22 protein-coding genes and 1 tRNA gene are annotated in these 19,121 nt (G+C 67.0%); 12 read left to right on the top strand and 11 right to left on the bottom strand.

Going from position 1 to position 19,121, the window contains the following annotated elements; translation table 11 throughout:
• Window positions 1-148 precede the first annotated feature (148 nt).
• The 3 genes from BUC15_RS10000 to BUC15_RS09990 form a co-directional block, all read right to left on the bottom strand.
• A tRNA-Pro gene (locus BUC15_RS10000) sits at window positions 149-225 on the bottom strand.
• A 58-nt stretch (window positions 226-283) separates the two neighbouring features.
• Entirely contained in the window at window positions 284-1,195 is a 912-nt protein-coding gene (locus BUC15_RS09995; protein ID WP_073187756.1) for a metallophosphoesterase, read from the bottom strand.
• Window positions 1,192-3,570: a transglycosylase domain-containing protein gene (locus tag BUC15_RS09990; RefSeq protein ID WP_245787942.1), complete on the bottom strand. Its 2,379-nt coding sequence runs from the start codon at window positions 3,568-3,570 to the stop codon at window positions 1,192-1,194. The genes BUC15_RS09995 and BUC15_RS09990 overlap by 4 nt, the downstream gene beginning before the upstream one ends.
• Window positions 3,571-3,715: 145 nt before the next feature.
• On the opposite strand from BUC15_RS09990, the gene BUC15_RS09985 reads away from it, so the two are divergent.
• Window positions 3,716-4,030, top strand: coding sequence for a WhiB family transcriptional regulator (locus BUC15_RS09985; RefSeq protein WP_073187750.1), 315 nt, complete (start codon window positions 3,716-3,718; stop codon window positions 4,028-4,030).
• 11 nt (window positions 4,031-4,041) lie between these two features.
• On the opposite strand, the gene BUC15_RS09980 is transcribed toward BUC15_RS09985, so the two are convergent.
• The 7 genes from BUC15_RS09980 to BUC15_RS09955 form a co-directional block, all read right to left on the bottom strand.
• Window positions 4,042-4,704, bottom strand: coding sequence for an NUDIX hydrolase (locus tag BUC15_RS09980; RefSeq protein WP_139280205.1), 663 nt, complete (start codon window positions 4,702-4,704; stop codon window positions 4,042-4,044).
• Window positions 4,705-4,715: 11 nt separating this feature from the next.
• Window positions 4,716-5,324, bottom strand: coding sequence for a TlpA family protein disulfide reductase (locus BUC15_RS09975; protein ID WP_084189496.1), 609 nt, complete (start codon window positions 5,322-5,324; stop codon window positions 4,716-4,718).
• An 18-nt stretch (window positions 5,325-5,342) separates the two neighbouring features.
• Window positions 5,343-6,014 (bottom strand): endonuclease III, encoded by a 672-nt coding sequence (nth, locus tag BUC15_RS09970; protein WP_073187742.1) that lies wholly within the window; start codon window positions 6,012-6,014, stop codon window positions 5,343-5,345.
• Window positions 6,014-6,469 carry a RidA family protein gene (locus tag BUC15_RS09965; protein WP_073187738.1) on the bottom strand — a complete coding sequence of 152 codons (456 nt, stop codon included), beginning with the start codon at window positions 6,467-6,469 and terminating at the stop codon, window positions 6,014-6,016. The genes nth and BUC15_RS09965 overlap by 1 nt, the downstream gene beginning before the upstream one ends.
• Window positions 6,469-6,627: a Sp36 family protein gene (gene sp36 / locus BUC15_RS19915; RefSeq protein ID WP_175558296.1), complete on the bottom strand. Its 159-nt coding sequence runs from the start codon at window positions 6,625-6,627 to the stop codon at window positions 6,469-6,471. The genes BUC15_RS09965 and sp36 overlap by 1 nt, the downstream gene beginning before the upstream one ends.
• A 69-nt stretch (window positions 6,628-6,696) precedes the next feature.
• Complete coding sequence (locus BUC15_RS09960) at window positions 6,697-7,182, bottom strand: phage holin family protein (protein WP_073187735.1); 486 nt, start codon at window positions 7,180-7,182, stop codon at window positions 6,697-6,699.
• Between the two features lie 85 nt (window positions 7,183-7,267).
• Window positions 7,268-8,035 carry a class I SAM-dependent methyltransferase gene (locus BUC15_RS09955; RefSeq protein ID WP_139280204.1) on the bottom strand — a complete coding sequence of 256 codons (768 nt, stop codon included), beginning with the start codon at window positions 8,033-8,035 and terminating at the stop codon, window positions 7,268-7,270.
• A gap of 104 nt (window positions 8,036-8,139) precedes the next feature.
• On the opposite strand from BUC15_RS09955, the gene ssd reads away from it, so the two are divergent.
• The 8 genes from ssd to BUC15_RS09915 all read left to right on the top strand — a co-directional run bounded on the left by ssd (window position 8,140) and on the right by BUC15_RS09915 (window position 15,139).
• On the top strand, window positions 8,140-9,132 hold the full coding sequence (ssd, locus tag BUC15_RS09950; RefSeq protein ID WP_073187729.1) for a septum site-determining protein Ssd: 993 nt from the start codon (window positions 8,140-8,142) through the stop codon (window positions 9,130-9,132).
• Window positions 9,125-10,261 carry a TadA family conjugal transfer-associated ATPase gene (locus BUC15_RS09945; RefSeq protein ID WP_073187726.1) on the top strand — a complete coding sequence of 379 codons (1,137 nt, stop codon included), beginning with the start codon at window positions 9,125-9,127 and terminating at the stop codon, window positions 10,259-10,261. The genes ssd and BUC15_RS09945 overlap by 8 nt, the downstream gene beginning before the upstream one ends.
• Window positions 10,258-11,049, top strand: a complete 792-nt coding sequence (locus BUC15_RS09940) for a type II secretion system F family protein (RefSeq protein ID WP_139280203.1) — start codon at window positions 10,258-10,260, stop codon at window positions 11,047-11,049. Before BUC15_RS09945 ends, BUC15_RS09940 begins: the two co-directional genes overlap by 4 nt.
• The gene (locus BUC15_RS09935; RefSeq protein ID WP_139280202.1) at window positions 11,046-11,765 is read left to right on the top strand and encodes a type II secretion system F family protein; all 720 of its coding nucleotides are present in this window, start codon (window positions 11,046-11,048) and stop codon (window positions 11,763-11,765) included. The genes BUC15_RS09940 and BUC15_RS09935 overlap by 4 nt, the downstream gene beginning before the upstream one ends.
• A gap of 31 nt (window positions 11,766-11,796) precedes the next feature.
• On the top strand, window positions 11,797-14,046 hold the full coding sequence (locus BUC15_RS09930) for a DEAD/DEAH box helicase (RefSeq protein WP_073187718.1): 2,250 nt from the start codon (window positions 11,797-11,799) through the stop codon (window positions 14,044-14,046).
• Window positions 14,047-14,184: 138 nt separating this feature from the next.
• A complete protein-coding gene (locus tag BUC15_RS09925) occupies window positions 14,185-14,388 on the top strand; it encodes a DUF4244 domain-containing protein (protein ID WP_073187717.1) in 204 nt (67 codons plus the stop codon).
• Window positions 14,389-14,450: 62 nt separating this feature from the next.
• Window positions 14,451-14,771 (top strand): TadE family type IV pilus minor pilin, encoded by a 321-nt coding sequence (locus BUC15_RS09920; protein ID WP_139280201.1) that lies wholly within the window; start codon window positions 14,451-14,453, stop codon window positions 14,769-14,771.
• Window positions 14,768-15,139 (top strand): hypothetical protein, encoded by a 372-nt coding sequence (locus BUC15_RS09915; protein ID WP_073187712.1) that lies wholly within the window; start codon window positions 14,768-14,770, stop codon window positions 15,137-15,139. Before BUC15_RS09920 ends, BUC15_RS09915 begins: the two co-directional genes overlap by 4 nt.
• A gap of 42 nt (window positions 15,140-15,181) precedes the next feature.
• Here BUC15_RS09915 and BUC15_RS09910 read toward each other — a convergent pair whose 3' ends face one another.
• Window positions 15,182-15,817: a TetR/AcrR family transcriptional regulator gene (locus BUC15_RS09910; RefSeq protein WP_217652193.1), complete on the bottom strand. Its 636-nt coding sequence runs from the start codon at window positions 15,815-15,817 to the stop codon at window positions 15,182-15,184.
• A gap of 240 nt (window positions 15,818-16,057) precedes the next feature.
• Here BUC15_RS09910 and BUC15_RS09905 point away from each other — a divergent pair, with 240 nt between their 5' ends.
• The 3 genes from BUC15_RS09905 to BUC15_RS09900 are packed head-to-tail and all read left to right on the top strand — an operon-like array spanning window position 16,058 to window position 18,794.
• Window positions 16,058-16,969: an MFS transporter gene (locus BUC15_RS09905; protein ID WP_217652192.1), complete on the top strand. Its 912-nt coding sequence runs from the start codon at window positions 16,058-16,060 to the stop codon at window positions 16,967-16,969.
• Window positions 16,939-17,367, top strand: a complete 429-nt coding sequence (locus BUC15_RS20420) for an MFS transporter (protein WP_217652191.1) — start codon at window positions 16,939-16,941, stop codon at window positions 17,365-17,367. Before BUC15_RS09905 ends, BUC15_RS20420 begins: the two co-directional genes overlap by 31 nt.
• A gap of 56 nt (window positions 17,368-17,423) precedes the next feature.
• Window positions 17,424-18,794, top strand: coding sequence for a glycoside hydrolase family 30 protein (locus tag BUC15_RS09900; protein ID WP_139280200.1), 1,371 nt, complete (start codon window positions 17,424-17,426; stop codon window positions 18,792-18,794).
• Window positions 18,795-19,121 lie beyond the last annotated feature (327 nt).

Raw genomic sequence — 19,121 nt, 5'->3', positions numbered from 1 at the left:
CCTGACGGTAAGGGCGGGGGGCGGTGGGCCCGTGTCGAGAATCGACCATTGGTCGATTTTGGTCTGTCTGACGTCGAGTATCGGCCAATGCCCGGACGATGGCGCAAAGAAACCCCCGTCCTGAGGACGGGGGTCAACGTTGCGATTCTGGTCGGGGTGACAGGATTTGAACCTGCGGCCTCGTCGTCCCGAACGACGCGCGCTACCAAGCTGCGCCACACCCCGATTGGCCCTTGAGCCATCCGAAATACTAGCCCACCGGGCGAGGTTTGGCGAACCGGGGTCAGGCCGACCGGGGGAGGACGGTCAGCAGCGTGGCCTCCGGCCGGTTCGCGAACCGGTAAGGCGCGAAGGGCGACGTGCCCAGACCGCCCGAGACATGCAGGGCCGAGCAATTGCCCCCCGCCTCGTGCGACGACAGCCCCTTGACCCGGTGGGTGTCCAGGTCACAGTTGGTGATCAGCGCCCCGTAGCCCGGGATGCACACCTGGCCCCCGTGCGTGTGCCCCGCCAGGATCAGATCCATCCCGTCGGCCGTCATGGCATCCAGGAGTCGTAGATACGGCGCGTGGGTCACGCCGATGTTCAGCGCCGCGGACGGGTCGGCTGCCCCGGCGACCTCGTCGTAGCGGTCGCGCCGCAGGTGGCCGTCATCGGTGCCACGGAAGACGACGTCGCGTCCGGCCACGCGCAGCGTCGCCCGGTGCTCGGTGAGGTCGACCCAACCGAGGCCCTCAAAGCCCTCGCGGAGCCGTCGCCAGGGGAGTTCGGGTGGCAACTCTCGGGCCAGGCGGGATGGGCCTTCGGTGAGGTAGCGCATCGGGTTCTTGAGTTGCGGGGCGTAGTAGTCGTTGGAGCCGAAGACGAAGACCCCTGGAACGTCTGCAAACGCGGCGAACGCCTCAAGCAGCGGGGCGACCGCGCCGGGGTGCGTGATGTTGTCTCCGGTGTTGACCACCAGATCAGGTTCGAGGGCGCGCAGCCCCCGCACGAACGCCAGCTTCCGTTCCTGGTCAGGGCCAAGGTGTAGGTCCGAGATGTGCAGCACGCGGATCGCGGCCCCGCCCGGCGGCAGAAGGGCCACCTCAACGCGCCGGAGCGTGTAGAGGTGGGCCTCCAGCAGGCCCCAGCCGAAGCAGGCCCCGCCGACTGCCGCGACTGCGCCCAAGGCCCGCGCGGCGGAGCGGAGCGTCAACGACCCGTCGGCTGCGCGCTAGGCGTCGTCGCGGGAGCTGCTGACGCGGAAGGCGTCCCCACAGGCTCTGGCTCCGGCTCCTTACCCTTGGAAATGCGCAGGTAGATCGTGGAGAACTTGGCGGCTGTCTTGCTGGGCTCGATGCCGAGGAACGCGCCTTCACGTGCCCGCTCGGAGAAGACGTAGCGCTTGGCGGTCGAGAATCCCGCGGCCTCCAGGGTGGCCTTGGCTTCGCTCAAGCTCATGCCACGGACGCTGGGCACGTTGACCTTCACACCCTCGAGGATCGTCTTGGTCGGTGCGGTGAACTTGGTCTTCGGCTTGTCTGCGAGGGCCGATTTCATCGCCGCCTTCCAGATCTTGCCCGCATCGCCACCACCGGAGCCGTCCAGCCGACCGCCCTTGACGCGGATCCCGGTCAGGCTCTTTGAGTGGTTCTTGAAGTAGGGGTTCACCTTGTCGATCGTGATCATCGCGACGCCCGCCATCTCCGGCGTGTAGCCCGCGTACCAGACGGCGACGGCGTTGTTGGTCGTGCCGGTCTTGCCCGCCTCGTCGCGACCGTCGCGAAGCGCCGCCGGGCGGCCAGTTCCTTGAAGCGCAACCGACCTGAGGATGTAGTTGACGCCGTCGGCGACGGCTTCAGGGATCGCCTGCTTGCAGTTGGCTGAGGGGACCTGCACCTCGGTGCCGTCCTTGGTCTCGACCGACTTCAGGATGATCGGGTCGCAGTGGATGCCGCGGTTCGCGAAGGTGGCATACGCCTCAGCCATCGAGAGGGGCGTCACATCCGCCGTGCCGAGCACGAACGACGGGTAGCGCTGCATGGTGCGCAGATCTTTCCCGTCTGACAGCTTGACGCCGGCCGCCTTCGCCATGTCGATCGACGCGCAGATGCCGGTGTCTCGGATCAACTGCACGAAGTAGGTGTTGACCGACTTCTGGGCCGCCACCATCATGCTGATGTTGCCGTAGGGGTTGCGCCCTTGGTTCTGCGGCTCGTAGTCCTGGTTGAACTTGAAGGTGCCGGTGCAATCGCGGAAAGTCTGGCCTCGGAACTGCATGGTCGCGGGGGCGTTGTACTCCTTCTGTGGCGTCATCCCCTGGTTGAGTGCCGATGCCAGCGTGAACGGCTTGAATGTGGAACCAGCCTGGTAACCCTCTGCGCCGCCCATGTCGCTGGAGACGTTGTAGTTGTAGAACGTCTCCCCGGCGGCCGCGTCCGTGCCCATCACCGGGCGCGATTGCGCCATCGCCGTGATCAGCCCGGTGCTGGGCTGGATCAGCGTGGTGTTGGCGAGCACCGGATCGGTGGGGGACACCTGAGCGGCGACGGCCGCCTCGGCCGAGGCCTGCGCGACAGGATCGATCAGAGTGTGGATCTGCAGACCGCCCCGGTTCAGGTAGTTGGTGCGCTCCTGCTCGTCCTTGCCCATGCTCGGCATCGCGTCGGAGACCAAGGTGCGCTTCACGTAGTCGCACAGGAACGGGTAAGGCGAGGAGACGCAACCCCGCGCGGTGCGCTGCACCTTGCTGGGGTCGAAGGTCTGCTCGGCCTTCGTTTCCTCCGCAGTTTCCTCCGTGGTCATTCCCCACTTGACCATCTGGTTGAGCACGACGTCGCGCCGATCCATCGCCTTGTCGGTGTTCCTGACCGGGTTCAGGGCGACGGGGTTCTGCACCAGGCCCGCGAGCATTGCGGACTGCCCGAGCGTGAGGTCCTTGGCGTCGACGTTGAAGAAGTGTTTGGCCGCGGCCTGCACACCGTAGGCGCCGTCGCCGTAGTAGGCGATGTTCAGGTAACGCTCGAGGATCTCGTCCTTCGTGAGCCGCTCCTCGAGCGCCATCGCGTAGCGCGCCTCGATGATCTTGCGCTCAATGGTGACCTCATCGGCCTTGCGCAGCGCCTCCTCATCGTTGGCCGCCACCGCCATCTCGATCCGGACCATTTTCACGTACTGCTGCGTCAGCGTCGACGCACCCTGGGTGTCGCCCGTGAGGGTCTTCAGTGCCGCCCGGCCGAAGCCTTGGAAGTCAATAGCGCCATGCTCGAAGAACCGGTGGTCCTCGATCGCGATCTGGGCCGTCTGCATGTTCTCGGAGATCTCGCTCAGCGGCACGTAGACGCGGTTCTCGTCGTAGAACGTGGCCAGCAGCGAGCCGTCGGCCATGAACACTTCGGAACGCTGGTGCTGGGCTGGGGTTTCGAGATCGGCGGGGATGTCGTCCAGCGCGCTCACCGCCATCTTCCCCCCTCCGCCCAGCAGGGCGGCAAAAGGTACCGCCAAACCGGAAATCAGCAGCCCGGCGAGGACGCTGACGGCGAGGAACATGAGGAATGAGTACGCCTTCTGGCTGAGGGAGGCAGACTTCATGACGCTCAGCTTACGTGACTAGGCCCAAGAAGCCCCATTCGGCAAACCTGCGCGGAGAATCTGGGGTCGGATTACCCCTGTTGCTGTGAGCGCCCGATGCGCTAGCGTCTAGTTACTGACGGATCTGCGCGAAGGAGGGCAGCACATGTCTCTTGCAGAAGCCAGCGAATGGACGCTGCGGGCCAAGTGTCGAGAATTGGCCGACGAGCTCTTCCCTGAAGGAAAAGACCAGAAACGTGCCCGATCGGTCTGTGTCGGGTGCCCGGTACGCTCGGAGTGCCTGGCTGAGGCCCTCGACAACCAGATCGAATGGGGTGTCTGGGGAGGCATGACCGAGCGGGAACGCCGGGCCTTGCTGCGCTCCAGGCCGGACATCGAATCGTGGCATGACGTCCTGGTGACCTTCACCGACACTGCGGGTGCCCCGATCACGATGTTTCCCGCCAACCGGATCCGCTGAGGTCGTCCGGGTCAGTCACGCATGAAGCGTTTCGGGACGTCGACGATGCGGTCTTCGTCCCACGGCTGACGCCAGCCTGCCAACTCAAGCACCCAGTCCACGAGAAGCGCCGTGAGACCCCAGATGAACTGGTCGCCGAGCGCGAAGGCGGGCCCGCGGAAGCCGCTCGGATGTCTCCCGGTGACCCGCACCTCGTTTGAGGCCAGCTGCGAGACCGGGTACTGGTGTACGGCCCCGGTCTCTGCCGGGTCGACGGGGTGCAGCCGCTGGTGGCCGTCCCAGGCAGCTAACACCGTCGTCACGTCGTAGCCTGACGCCGGGACCCACAGGGGAGGCAACTCGCCGAAGATCGCGACGCCGCTCCTCAGGAGGCCGATTTCCTCGTTTGCCTCCCGCAGGGCGGTGTCGGCCCGCCCCAGGTCTCCGGGATCCACCCTTCCGCCGGGAAGCGCGATCTGACCGGCGTGCCTGCGGAGGGTCTCGGCGCGGGTGACGAACGTGAGGGCGGGGTCGGGGGTGTCGGTGAAGAGCATCAGCACGGCGGCGGCTCGTTCACCGCGTGGCGTGCGCTCCTCGTCGGCGATACGCCGGGTAGGTCGAGCCGAGAGTGCCTCGATGAGTGGGTCGAAAACCGGGCCGGGGGTCATGACACCCCCGCGGTACGTCGTAGCCAAGCCATGAATGATCAGTTGCTCCCGAGATACTGTTCGGCCAGGTCGAGCAGTTGCTGCTCCGACGTGAGCTCGCCGGCATGGACGCCTGCGATAGTGCCGTCGGCGGCGACGAAATAGGTGGTCGGGATGCCCGGTACCTGCATGGGGGCCCTGAGCTGCTTGTCCTGGTCCATGACGTGCGGATAGTCCCAACCGGCCACGCTGGCGAACTCCAACGCCCAGTCCGGCAACGGGTCGTTGTAGTTGACGCCGATGAAACTCACGCCGTCGAGTTTCGACAGGGCCCCTCGCAGGAACGGCGACTCGGCGCGACACGGGGCGCACCACTGCGCCCAGAAGTTGATGATCGTGGGCGTGCGTGGCAACCCGGCCAGATTGACGACCTTGTCGCTGCCGAGGCAGGGCAATGCAGTCTGCGGCAGCCCGTCTTCGATCTGGGCTGCTTCAGGGTCGGTGACGGGGCAGTCCGGCAGCCCGAACTTGATTCGTAGGGCCTCAAGATCGGCAGGTGAGGTGGACGAGGCGGTGGGAGCCGGTGCACTCACACCAGAAGTGGAGGTGGAACAGGCGGCCAGCAGCATGAGGGCCGCCGCGACTCCTGTCATCCTTCTGATTCTCATCGCGAACGAGCATACCCGTCAGGCGCGGGGCTCCCGGATGAGCGCCGCGGCCTTTACCCGGTCCTGCTCTCCGATGTCCCTGCTCGGGCAGAGATCGTAGATGACGCAGGCGCCACATGCTGGACGTCGTGCGTGGCAACAGCGGCGGCCGTGCCAGATGACGCGATGGCACACCATCACCCACTCCGATGGCGGGAACAGAGCTCCTACCGCCCTCTCAACCGTGTCCGGCTTGGTGTTGTCAACCCAGCCGAACCGGTTGGCCAGCCGGATCAGGTGGGTGTCCGGGGTGATGCCTGGTACGCCGAACGCGTTGCCGAGGACGACGTTGGCCGTCTTTCGGCCGACACCAGGGAGCGTCACCAATTCATCGAGGGTTGCAGGCACGGCCCCGTCGAACTGGTCCACGAGCCTGCGCGACAGCCCGATGATGGCCGTGGTCTTGTTGCGGTAGAAACCGACCGGCTGGATGATCGCCTCGACGTCGGACGCCTCGGCCCCGGCCAGGTCGAGCGGGGTCGGGTAGCGCCGGAAGAGCTCAGGCGTGACCGAGTTGACACGCCGGTCGGTCGACTGGGCCGACAACACCGTGGCGATCAACAGCTCGAACGGCGAGCGGAAGTCCAGCTCGGCGCGGGCCTGTGGATACTGACCGGCCAGCGCCTCATTGATCGCCTCGGGTTGGCCCATCAGGCCTCGACGATCAGCTCAACCTCGACGGGTGCATCGAGGGGGAGCACGGCGACCCCGACGGCGCTTCGCACGTGCGTGCCCTGCTCACCGAAAATCTCTCCGAGAAGCAGCGATGCGCCGTTGGCGACGGCGGGTTGACCCGTGAACCCCGGGGCGCTCGCCACGAATACCACCACCTTGACGACGCGTCGGATCCGGTCGACCCCTCCTGCGACGGCTGCCGCAGCCGCCACCGCGTTCAGGGCGGCAACCCGCGCCGCCTCCGTCCCCAGATCCTGGGCGACGGCGTCGCCCACCTTGCCGGTCGCGGTGAGGACGCCGTCGGCGAAAGGCAGCTGGCCGGAGGTCCAGATCTGGTCGCCGACGCGGGTGGCAGGCACGTAGGCGGCGACCGGGGCGGCCACCGGAGGTAGCTCGATTCCGAGCTCGGCGAGCCGCTGCGAGGCCGTCATCAGGATGCGGACGGACGCTTGAAGTAGCCGACGAGCGTGTCGGGGTTCGGGCCGGGGGCGAGTTGGATCAGCTCCCAGCCCTCCGAACCGAAGTTGTTGAGCAACTGCTGCGCAACGTGGGACAGGATCGGGGCGACGAAGTATTCCCATTTGGTCATGGCCCTAGCCTGCCAGTTGGAGCGGCGTCCCGGCCACCCGATCCAGACGCCGACGCGCCGGTGATGCGGTCAGGCGACCTGGCCATCGTCCGGGGCGCGGAAGCTGGGCCGGTGGGACGGCTTGGTTTCCACCGCAGACCCCTTGCCCCTCGAAGTGATCGCATCGACGACGGCGTCGAGGGTCGCCTTCGCTTCGGTGATGGTCGCCTCGGGCTTCTTCACCTGCGAGAACTTGCCTCGACCGAGAGTGAACAGGACCCCGGCGATCAGCAATGAGATAAGCACCGACGCCAGGAAACCTAGCGTGAACGAACCCCACGGCCCCATCGGGGTGACGGCATACAGCAGGAGCCCGATGGACAAGGCGATCAGGATGACGAGCATCCAGAGGGCATGAAACACGAACACCGCGGCGCCCGCGAAGAAGCCTGCACCGATACCTGCGGCCTTCGCGCTGGGCTTCAGCTCGGCGGCCGCAAGCTCTGTCTCCTTGGAGACGAACTCGGCGACGGTGTCCTTGATCTCCACCAGGGGGTGGCGTTGCTCGATTGGCATGGCTCTCCTTCCGCAGAGTCAGCTTAGCCGCAATGTATCGGCAGGCGCCGAGCACGGTTGGGCCACTGCCACCGGGGCCGTCGGGTCAAAGGGGGATGGACAGTGCACTCTCCGGGAGCGCCACAGTGGCCGTCAGCCCCTCATGGTTGACCCACGCGCGGCAGCAGATGAGCTGGAAAGGCAGCCGCAGGCTCTCGCCCGGCCGGACGGCGCTGTCGAAAAGTTCGCTGACCTGCCGCAGCAGCGCGCTGAGCTGCGTTTCGTCCAGGTTCGCGGCAAGGGGCTGCCTTCGCACCAGGTTCAGGAGATCCTCATGACTCACGCTCTGCCAGACCCGGAAGGCACGTTCCTCGGTCTCCGGGAAGTAGCGGCTCTCCTTCAGCGCCGCGAGGCTGTCATTGCCGTAGTTGCCCTTCATCGCCATCGGGTCGAAGCGGCGGAGCAGAGCGGCGAGCCGACGGACCCAGGGAACTGAGTCATCGCGGATCAGGTATGAGGCGCTGAGGCAGCCTCCCGGCCGCAGCACACGTGCGATCTGCGGAAGTGCCTGGGAAAGATCGAAACGGTGCAGCCGCTGGTGGACGAAGACGACCTCGAACTGGAAGGGGTCGGTGGGGATTGCCTCGGGGCGTGCGACGAACGCGTTGATCCGGGGCAGCGGGTTCAGCTGTGCGGCAAGGTCGGGGTCGTCACTCATCACGAAGATGTGGTGCCCAGCGCGATCCAGACGCCGCGGCCAGGCGGCGTCCTCGGCCAACACCAGAGCCCGAACGCCTCTCCACGCCGACAGCCACTCGATAGCGTCGGATGGGATGGTGGCGCGCGTCATGGGTTCCTTCCCGGTCGGGTTCACCCACCTAGCCTAACCAACTCCTGAGGGGTCTCGGAGTGCGTCGAGTTGTGCACAGGTTCCAACGAGGATGTGATATTGCGGCCGCAGCGTCGGATAGATAGGGCATGACACCACACGCTCTCCTCTGTACCCGGGATCCGTTTGTGATCGAGGCCGTTCAGGTCTGCGCCGCCGCGTTGCAGGTCGACCTACGCATCGTCTCTGATGCCGCTGGGCTCGACTCCGGGTGGGCAGGGGCCGCAGTGCGCCTGCTCGGGGCGGACAGCGCGACGCGTTGGGGGCCTGTCCGTCCAGGCGAGGCGTTCGTCGTCGGCACCTCCTCGGAGGAGTTGACGCGCTGTTCTGCAGAGCTGGGCATCCCGGTGATCCCGCTGCCGGACGGCGCCGGGCACCTGGCCACGGTCATCTCGCGGGCGGGGCAGACAACACCTCAGATGGGCCGCATCGTCGCGCTGCTGGGCGCCTCCGGTGGCCTGGGGGTGAGCACCCTGGTGTCAGCGGTTGCGCTGATCGGGGCGAAGGCCGGCGAAGATGTCGTGGCTGTGGATCTTGCTCCGGCCAGCGGCGGAATCGATCTGGTGGTCGGGGCCGAGACGTCCGACGGTGTCCGCTGGCCCGATCTGGCGCGGTCCCGGGGGGAGCTGGGCGACCTCACGTCCGAGCTGCCCCAGGTCGGGGGAGCCGCCTTCCTCTCCCACGGCCGAGGCGACGACCCACCGCCTACAGACGAGGCCACCCGGGTTGTGCTCGCGGCCCTGGCACGATCGGCGGCGCTCACCCTGATCGACGCGGGTAGAGGGCCGGTACCGGTCATGGCCGACCTTTCGGTGCTGGTGGTCGGGGCCGACGTGCGTTCTGTCGCGGCGGCGCAGATGGCGGGGCCGAAAGTGACCGGCATGGTGGTGCGGTCCGGCCCGGGCCGTCGGATCCCGCCTGAGGTGGTGGCCCGCACCCTCGGCCTCGAGCTGATGGGTGCGGTCGGTCACGACAAGGCGGTGCCCCGGCTGGCCGAGTTGGGGATGCCTCCGGTGCCAGGGCCGGCCAGGCGGCTCAAGCGGGACGCCTCGTCGTTGTGGAGGTGCCTGCGCGATGCCTGAGGTCGTCCTCGATGAGCTCCGCACCGACCTGGCGTCACTGGGGAGACCCTTCAGCCCGCTGGATGTCGCCGCCGCACTGCGGGCTCAGGGTGTTGTGCTCACCGACGCGCTCATCCGTGAGACCCTCGCGGAATTGCGGCGCGGCAGCACCGGCGCCGGGCCGTTGGAGGAGTTGCTGAACGAACCCGACGTGTCCGATGTGGTTGTCAACGGGCCCGGGCAGGTATTCGTCGACCGTGGCAGCGGGTTGGAGCGGGCCCCGCTCACCTTCGTCGATGATGAACAGGTGCGTAGGCTCGCGATCAGGCTGGCCGCAGCGGCCGGTCGACGGCTGGACGACGCATCCCCCTTCGTGGACGGTCGCCTCCCAGGAGGTGCCCGGCTGCACGCGGTCCTGGCACCGGTGGCGGAGCCCGGCACGTGCCTCTCGCTGCGGGTGCCAGCCAGACGAAGCTTCGCACTCGGCGACCTCATCGAAGCGGGGTCGCTCTCGGCAGAGGGAGCCGCGCTTCTGGCAGGTATCGTCGCAAGGAAGGAGCCGTTTCTGATCACCGGCGGCACCGGTAGCGGCAAGACCACGCTGCTTGCGGCGCTGCTGGCGCTGGTGCCACCGGGGGAACGCATCGTGCTGGTGGAAGACGCCCGCGAACTGGTGCCCGAGCACCCACACTGCGTACGTCTCGAGGGTCGACCAGCAAATGCGGAGGGTACAGGCGCGATCACGCTGACCACGCTTGTCCGTCAGGCTCTCCGGATGAGGCCCGACCGGGTCGTGCTCGGCGAGGTCCGAGGCCCTGAGATCGCAGACCTCCTCACCGCGCTCAACACTGGTCACGAAGGCGGATGCGGCACCGTACACGCCAACTCCACCGGCGACGTGATGGCGCGGCTGGAGGCCCTCGCCGCGCTGGGAGGCATGTCACGCGACGCCTGCCACGCCCAGGTGGCTTCAGCCTTACGGCTTGTGATCCACGTCACACGGGGAGCGGACGGTCGCCGGAGAGTTGCTGAGATTGGCTCCTTCGTGCGTGGGGTCGACGGGTGGGTGACGGTGGAGCCGGCGGCCACCCTGAGCGTGGACGGCGTCATCTACACCCCCGCGGGGGCGCATCTCCGGGGCTCCGCATGATCACGGCCGTCTTGTTCGCCGCGCTCGGTGGGGCGCTGCTGATAGGTGGCCCGCCCCGAGACCGACTCGTTGTGCGGTCCGGGTCGAGGCGTGCGTACGCGGCCCTTCGGGTTCCCATGCCCGTGTTGGTTCCTGCGGTCGCAGCGCTAGCGGGTGCTGCGCTGCACCCTCCGATAGGCATGCTGGCGTTGGCTGCAGCGATCGCTTCGGCCACCGTCTGGTTTCTCATCCGTGGGCACGCCCGACGTCGTCGTGACCGGGAAGCGGTGCGGGAATGCGCCCGGGCCGCCCGGGTGCTGTCGTCGCTGCTGCAGGCAGGTCAGATCCCTTCTGTGGCGCTGGCCGACGCCGCCACGGACTGCCCGGTGCTCGCATCCACTGCCGCCGCCGCAAGACTTGGTGGCGACGTCGGCGGTGAGCTTGAGCGTTGTGCCGGGCGACCAGGGAGGGAACCCCTGATGGCCATCTCCGCGGCCTGGAGGTTGAGCGAACGAACCGGGGCCCCGATCGCAGAGATCCTCGCCGGGGTGGCCGACACCCTGCGGCGCGAGCAGCAGGTGGGGGCGGTGGTCGAGGCTGAACTCGCCGCCGCACGCGCCAGCGGCCACATCATGGCGGCACTGCCATTTCTCGCGGTGGGGCTCGGCTTCACCGTCGGGGTGAACCCGATTGCCTTCCTCACGGGGGAGCCGTTGGGGCAGATCCTCGCGGTCGTGGGGGTCGCCCTGACCGCAGCGGGAGTGCTCTGGATAGATGCGCTGTCTCGGACGCAGGGGTGTTCACGGTGAACCTCACGGTGCTCGCCGCGCTCGTGGCCGCGTCAGCCGCGCTCCTTCTTGTCCCGCACCCGGCCGCGGCGCTGGCTCGGGCTCAGGGTCGGCGCCCTCCGTGGCGCGTCAAAGTGCCCGGCACACTCCCGCCGCTGCTGCGGGCCTTGGCTGGTATCGCCGCCGCGACCGCCGCACTGCTGCTCGTGCCCGGTGTCTCAGGGCTGGTGGCCGGAGCCGTGCTCGGCCCTGCCGCCTGGGTCGGTTCAGGTTTCGTGCGCCGTCGGGTGGACGTGCGTGACGCAGTCGAACAACTACCGGGCGCGTTGGAGTTTCTGGCGGTGGCATTGGATGCAGGCCAGCCGATGGTGCGGGCCGTGGAGGCGGTCGCGGCCGTGTCCCGGGCCCCGACCGGGACCGTCTTGGCTGAGGTTGCGGCGCGGCTGGCGCTCGGGCAGACCCCCCAGGATGCATGGGCTCAGCTGCGCGGCGACCCGGTTTGGGGGCGGGTGGCGGCCGACGTCGCACGGGCCGAAAGATCCGGAACGGCATTGGCTGACCTTCTGCGGATTCACGCGGACGACGCGAGACGGGAGAGAGACGACGAGGCGCTCAAGGCCGCCCGGAAGGTTGGGGTCAAGTCCGTCATCCCGTTGATGCTCTGCTTCCTACCCGCCTTCATCCTGGTCGGCGTCGTCCCGATAATCGCGGGCCTGCTCGAGGGGTTCTTCGGCTGAACTGTCGGATGAGGCTGGCACAGTTGGACCCGTGAGTTTCGAGTGGGTGTTGGGCTGCGACGAGGTGGTGGCCACCACGGTGCGTGACGCGCGGGCGGGTGTTGCCGCCGGCTGGCCTGAATGGTTGGCCGCCGAGTCGGTTCAGAGGATCGCGGCCGCCGGAATCACGGCCCCATGGTCGCATCAGGGCGAGTTCGCCGAACTCCTGTTCGGTGGGAAGCACGCCATCATCAGCACGCCAACCGGCTCGGGCAAGAGCCTCGGCTATCTCCTCCCGATCATCGCCGCCACGGTCGACCAGACCGTCGGGGTCACCGTCGATTCGGTTCGATCTCGCGTGACGGCGCCCCGGCACACTGCGCTCTACCTCGCGCCGACCAAGGCGCTGGCGCACGACCAGGCGCGCGCCGCGGCGGCCCTTGGACCAACCGGTTGGCGTGTCGCCACCCTCGACGGTGACTCCGATGCGGCCGAACGGCGTTTCGCGCGTGAGCACGCCTCGTTCATCCTGACGAACCCCGACATGCTTCATTTCTCGGTGCTGCCCAACCATGAGCGCTGGGCCTCTTTCCTCGGGTCGCTGCGCTACATCGTCGTCGACGAGGCACACCGTTACCAGGGCGTCTTTGGTGCCCATGTCGCGCAGGTCATCCGGCGGTTGCGCCGGGTCGCGTCGTTGCACGGTGCGGACCCGGTGGTCGCGCTGTCTTCTGCGACGATGCCGAACGCCGACGAGTTCGCCGGTGCGCTGATCGGTGAGGATGCGGTGCGGGTCGTGTCGCAGGACGGCTCGCCGGCCGGGCGACGCACCGTTGCGCTGTGGCGGCCGTCGGTGTCCCTGCGCACCGATACTGCGCGCCTGCTGGCCGGGCTTTCCGACACAGGAGTCCAGACGATCGCGTTCGTCGCGTCCAGGCAGGGAGCCGAGCTCGTCTCCGTCGCGGCGCAGGAACGGGCCGTCGAGCCGCGAAGGATCGCCTCCTACCGGGGCGGCTATCTCGCCGCTGACAGGAGGGCCCTCGAAGCGGCCCTCCACTCGGGCGACCTTTGCGGTCTCGCCAGTACCAACGCGCTGGAACTGGGCGTCGATATCGCGGGGATGGACGCCGTCCTCGTCTCCGGTTTTCCCGGGCGGATCGCGTCCTTCTGGCAGCAGGCCGGGCGCGCCGGACGACGGGGGCAGGATGCGCTGGTCGTGCTGCTTGCCAGCGAGAATCCGCTGGATGCCTACCTGCTCGAACACCCTGAGTTGCTGGGCGAATCGTCAATCGAACGGGCCATCCTGCATCCAGAGAATGCACGCGTTCTGGGCCTGCACCTGGCTGCCGCAGCGCAGGAATCGCCGCTGACTTCGGCCGACGAATGCTGGTTCGGGCCCGCCACCACGGCCACAGCCTGTGCCCTCGTCGAACAAGGGGTGTTGCGTGACCGCCGGGGCAGGTACTACTGGACCCGCCCCGACCGGGCCGTCGACTTCATCAACCTGCGGTCGATGGGTCAACGCCCGCTCGACATCATCGAACATGAAACAGGCAGGGTGCTGGGCGTCGTCGACGCGGTGGCGGCCGATCGGACGGTGCATCCGGGGGCGGTCTATCTCCATCAGGGCGAGTCCTTCCTGGTCGAGGCGCTGGATGCTGAGGAGAACCAGGCGTTGGTGGTGGCCTCACGGCCCCACTACTACACGCAAGCGCAATCGATCTTCGACATCCAGATCCTCGCCGAGGCCGGTCGCAAGCCGCTGGGTGGCACGAAGATATGCCACGGCCAAGTGCGGCTCGACACGCAGGTGCTGGGCTACCTCCGACGCGACGAGGTCACGCATGACGTGTGGGACTCGACCCCGATGGAGATGTCTGCCCGCCGCATGGGCACGCAGGCCGTGTGGTGGACGGTGCCCGCGCACCTGGTGCGTCGGCTCGGGTGGCCCGATGCGAGAACCGGCGCGGCGCTGCATGCGATGGAGCACACCGCCATCGGGTTGCTGCCCGCGTTCGCGCCGTGCGACCGCTGGGACATCGGCGGGGTGAGCACGGCTCTTCATCCCGACACGGGCCTACCGACGGTTTTCGTGCACGACGGGTTGGAAGGCGGGGCCGGCTTTGCGGCCAGGGGGTTCGAGGTCGCCGATGGTTGGCTGCGCGCCACCCTTGAACGGCTGGTGCGCTGCAGTTGCGCCGATGGGTGCCCATCTTGCGTCGTCTCGCCCAAGTGCGGCAACGCCAATCAGGTGCTCAGCAAGCCGGATGCGGCTGAGCTGCTGGCCCTGCTGCTCGACTGAAACGGATGTCCACAGGAACAGGTGTTGTCCATCTTGGCTGTCCACAGGTTGTGCGCGTGGCGACGAATTGGTGCAGTACCGGCGGATAGATGGGGTGACCGGCTGAACCGCAGTCGGCGCAGCGAAAGGATCTGTGAAATGTCCAATCTCGTTCCCAGCCCGAATCGTGGCCCGCGGCGGCTCGCCGAGCGCGGGCTGACCACCGTCGAATACGCGATCGGTCTCCTCGCCGCAGCGGCCGTGGCGTTGGTGCTGCTGCGAATCTTCAACGACAACTCCTTCTTCCAGACCCTGTTCAACTGGGTCGTCGACATCTTCGGCCAGGTTGCTGGGGGCCTCTGATGTACCCCCGGGGGTCGGGCGGCGGTGGCATCCGCCCGACGCCCCGGCGGGGGGAGCGGGGCATGGTGACGGTCGAGCTGGCCGTCGGTTCGATCACGGCCGTGCTGTTGACCGCCTGCCTGGTCTCGCTTTCCATGCTCGGGGTGGCGCAGAGCGCCTGCGCGGAGTCCAGTGCGCAGATCGCGAGGCAGAGCGCCAGGGGAGATGGGGAAGCGCTGGCCGTGGCGAGGGGGCGGGTCCCACGGGATGCCAGGGTCGAGGTGCGGCGTGAGGACGCGGGGGTGGTCGCTTCGGTGAGAGTTGGTGTCTCGGTTCTGGGGTTTGGCGTCGTTGACGTCGGGGCGCAGGCCTGGGCCGCGTACGAACCTGGACAGGGGCCGTGAAACGTCGTGCCCGCCGCGATGAGCGAGGCAGCGCGGGTGCCGTGCTGACGGTCGGGATCGCTCTGGCGACGTTTGCCGTCTTCTGTGTCGCGACTCTGCTGATCCACTGGTTCGCGGTTGCCCGGCAGGCTGAGCAGTCGGCCGAGTTGTCGGCTTTGGCAGCGGTGAGCGCAGCGGTGGCAGGGGGCGACCCGTGTGAGGCTGCCCGACAGGCGGCGGTGCGAAACGAGGTGCTGGTCGCGGGCTGTGAGGTGCGTGGTTCGGGGCGGGCAATTGTGGTCGAGGTGTCTGTGCGGGCACGTATCGAGCAGCCTGTGCTCGGAGCGCCGGGGGAGGTGGTGCGCAAGGCGACCGCGGCCAGCTCTTGAATGCGGCCTGGAACGCCGCTGGCCAGATCGATGCTCGGTGGCTCAGCGGTAGTCGTCCCAGAGCGGTGAAGGAAACAACACGGCTTCAAATCGTGCCCACTCGGTCACCAGGTCGATCGGTGGTTCCCGGAAGCTGCGGATCTGTAGGCCGTCCATAGCCGCGAGCGTCATCTCGACGAGCGGTCGCAGCTGGTGGAACCCGCCTGTGGACGGCGGCACGCGCCACTTCGTCTGCATGTAGAGGCCCCATGCGTTGTCGGGGCGCATCGAGAAGTACGCGTGCATGGGGTGTTCCAGGGCGGAGGCTTCGACCCCCAGCTGCATGAAGAGCCTGATCAGGTGGGGGTCTTTGGCGTTGTTGGCGATCAGGAACCGGAAGTAGCCGGGCAGGGAAGCCCCATCGGGGTGGGTCGCCCCCGGATCGCCGCTCGCGATGTAGTCCTCGGGATCAAAGCGCCGGTCGTAGCCCTGCTCGATGATGAGCCTCAGCAGGCCCTCTTTGTTGTGTACGTAGTGCAGCATCCCGGGCAGGGACATCCCCACCTCGTCGGCGACCTCCTGCAGCGTCATCGCGTTGTAACCGTGCTGGCCGATGATCCTGCTCGCCGCCGCGATGATCTGGGAGACTCGCACTTCCGGCGTGAGGCGAACCCGGGCGGGGCGTGGAGAGGATGGCACGTCGATACCGTAGCCGACTGTGCCGTCACCCCGTGGGGTTCACGCCGCAAAAACTTTATACGTGGTAGGTATTGACATCGCGACGGTGGGGATTTACATTCGGAGTGTTATCTAGTGGGTACTCGATAAGCGTCGGACGCAGGCGACCGACCCACCATCTTCCACAGGTTTCGGCGGAGCCGATCCGGCCCCGGCCACTCGTGCGGAGCGCAGGCGCTCCATGACCAACGAAGGTTAGTGATGGACTCATTCGAATCGAATCCGGAGCTGGGGACGCCATCCGTCGGAGGAGCCTCCCGCCCCCCGGCGGAGGTCGCACCCGACACAGGACGACCGTTCACCTCCAAGCATGTGCTCCGCTTCGGAGTCGGCTTCTTCTTCAGCCTCCTGTGGATCGTCGGGCTCATGGTCGTTGCGGCCGTGTTGCTGCCGCAGCGGCTGCGTGACATCGGGGTCGAGAGCCCCGAGGCGCTGCTCGGCACCATCAGCGCGGTTACTGCGATCGTCTCCCTCGTCTCGAACCTCGTGTTCGGCAACCTGTCCGACAGGACCCGCAGCCGGTTCGGCCGCCGCTCGCCATGGGTTGTGAGCGGCGCGGTTCTGGGTGGGGCCAGCCTCGCGGCGGTCGGTTTCCTGACCAGTCCCATCCTCATCATCATCGTGTACACGTTGTGCATGGTCGGGCTCAACATGATGCTGGCACCGGGTGTTGCCGTGCTCGCCGACCGCGTGCCGATAGGCAGACGAGGCACCATCTCCGCCTTCTTCGGCGTCGGACTCACGGCCGGGGCGCCCATCGGAACCCTCATCGGTTCCCGGTTCATCGCCAACCCGCTGGCAGGGTTCCTTCTGGCTGGCGCCCTCATGGCGGTCTCCGGCGTCATCGCGCTCGCGGTGTGGCCGAGGGAGAAGTCGTCGACTGGCCTGCCGCCCGTGGCGTCGAGCCTCAAGGACATCCTGCTGTCGTTCCGACCCCCGCGTCACGCCCCCGATTTCTACAAGGCCTTCGTCGGGCGCCTATTCATGCTGATCAGCTACCAGATGGTCATGGCCTACCAGCTTTACATCATCCAGGACCACGTCGGTCAGACGTGTTGGAGTCGGCCGCGACGATCGCGACGATGTCGATCATCCTGCTCGTGGTCGGACTGATCGGCTCGGTCGTATCCGGGCCGCTGTCTGACCTGATCGGTCGGCGCAAGCTCCCGGTGGTCGTCTCCAGCGTCCTGTTCGCGATCGGCATGGCGATGCCGTGGCTCATGCCCTCCACGACGGGGATGTTCCTGATGGCCGCAATCGCCGGGCTCGGTTACGGCGTCTACACCTCGGTCGACCAAGCGCTCAACGTCGATGTGCTTCCGAGTGAGAAGGAGGCGGGCAAGGACCTCGGAATCCTCAACCTGTCGACAACGGCCGGTCAGACCATCGGCCCGCTCATCACCTCAGCGGTTGTCGTGGCCACGGGCAGCTATTCGATCGTCTTCATGATCTCGATCTGCGCTGCCTTGCTCGGGGCGCTGACCATCGCCTGGATCAAGAGCGTGCGATGAGGAAGGCCATGAAGCAGGACACCTACAGCCAAGAAACCGAGATGAGGAGCAGCCAGATGCGAAACACTGAATGGATCGTCACCACGAGGAGTGAGGCGTGGAGGAAACATGAGCCGACGGCGGCGGGCGCGCTCAGCGGGATGCCAGACGTCATGGTCGACCTCGACGCCCAACTGCAACGCATCGAAGGCTTCGGACCCGCCTTCAATGAGATGGGTTGGACTTCGCTCGGCGCCCTCACCGATGAGCAGCGCCGCGAGATCCTCCATGAAATGTTCGCCCCAGGAGCGGGAGCGAACTTCACCGTGGGTCGCATGCCCGTGGGTGCGAACGATTTCTCGCGCGACTGGTACTCCTACGACGAGGTTCCAGGCGACTTCGAGCTTGAGCACTTCAGCATCGAGAATGACCACGAAACCCTCATCCCGTTCATCCGTGCGGCCCGCGAGCAGCAGCCGGGGTTGGCGTTGTGGGCTTCTCCGTGGAGCCCTCCGACCTGGATGAAGACCAACGGCCACTACGCCGCCGCGCTGCCTGTGAAGGTGATGGGCCAGTCCGAGAACGGGCTGGAGCCGCATCAGGTCGGCCGCGAGGGGACCGACATGTTCATCCTCGAGGAACCCTATCTGCGGGCCTACGCCAATTACTTCGGTAAGTTCATCGATGCCTACGCGGAACTGGGCATCGACATCGGCATGGTGATGCCCCAGAACGAATTCAACTCGGCTCAGGTGTTCCCGAGTTGCACCTGGACGCCCGACGGCCTGGCCGCCTTCCTGCGTCACCTCGGTCCGGTCATGGGTCAGCGTGGCGTCGAGATCTTCTTCGGCACGCTTGAACGGGGAAACCCGGACCTGCTCAACGCCGTCCTCGCCGATCCCGAAGCGGCCGCTGTCGTCACCGGCGTCGGCGCGCAGTGGCATGGGAAGGGCGCGGTCAGGGTCATTCACCGTGAACATCCTGAGCTCCGGATCTACCAGACCGAGCAAGAATGCGGCGACGGCAGGAATGACTGGCGCTACGCGCGCTACTCCTGGGCGCTGATGCGGGACTTCTTCCTGGACGGTGCCGAGGCCTACCTGTATTGGAACCTCTCGCTGGAACGCGGGGGAGTGAGCAGGTGGGGGTGGTCGCAGAACTCGCTGGTCGTCGTCGATCCCGAGACTGCAACGTTCGAGTACACCCACGAGTACCACGTGCTCAAGCATGTGAGCCACTTCGTGGAACCCGGCGCAAGGCTAGTCCAGGCGAAGAGTTTCACCGGATTCGAGAACCAGTTGGCATTCCGGAACCCGGACGGGTCGGTCGCGATCGTGATTCAGAACGACCTGTCGGAGGAGCAGCCGGTCACGCTCCTACTCGGGGACAAAGTGTTCACCCCGGTGCTGCCCGCGGATTCGCTGAGCACATTTGTGTTCGAGGTCTGAGGGGGAACGCGGAGGTCTTTGGAGAGAACACACGATGCTCGATCTGGCGTGTTCATGTTCTGAGTGGCGTGTCGGTGGAGGCGGAGTTGATGCGGCGACCTCAATGCGGCGTTCCCTTCTGTGTCCGTCGCATCTCTGTACGTTCTGTCCGTCGCGCTTCTGTCCGTCCCGGTACTCAGGGCGGATGGACAGGTGACTGAGACCGCTCCGCGCGTCGGTTGAGCCGGTCCCTCCGCGCGGAGCGCCGGGGACCGTGACGAAACCACCGTGAGTCTCCCGCGGACCCGACCACAAGCTCGTGCGCGTGACGAAACCATCGTGACCATC

Origin of the sequence: Tessaracoccus bendigoensis DSM 12906 (assembly GCF_900141915.1) — a bacterium.
Taxonomy (GTDB): Bacteria; Actinomycetota; Actinomycetes; order Propionibacteriales; family Propionibacteriaceae; genus Arachnia; species Arachnia bendigoensis.
Note: the sequence above shows the minus strand (reverse complement) of the source record. Positions and strands in the feature narration are given on the sequence as shown.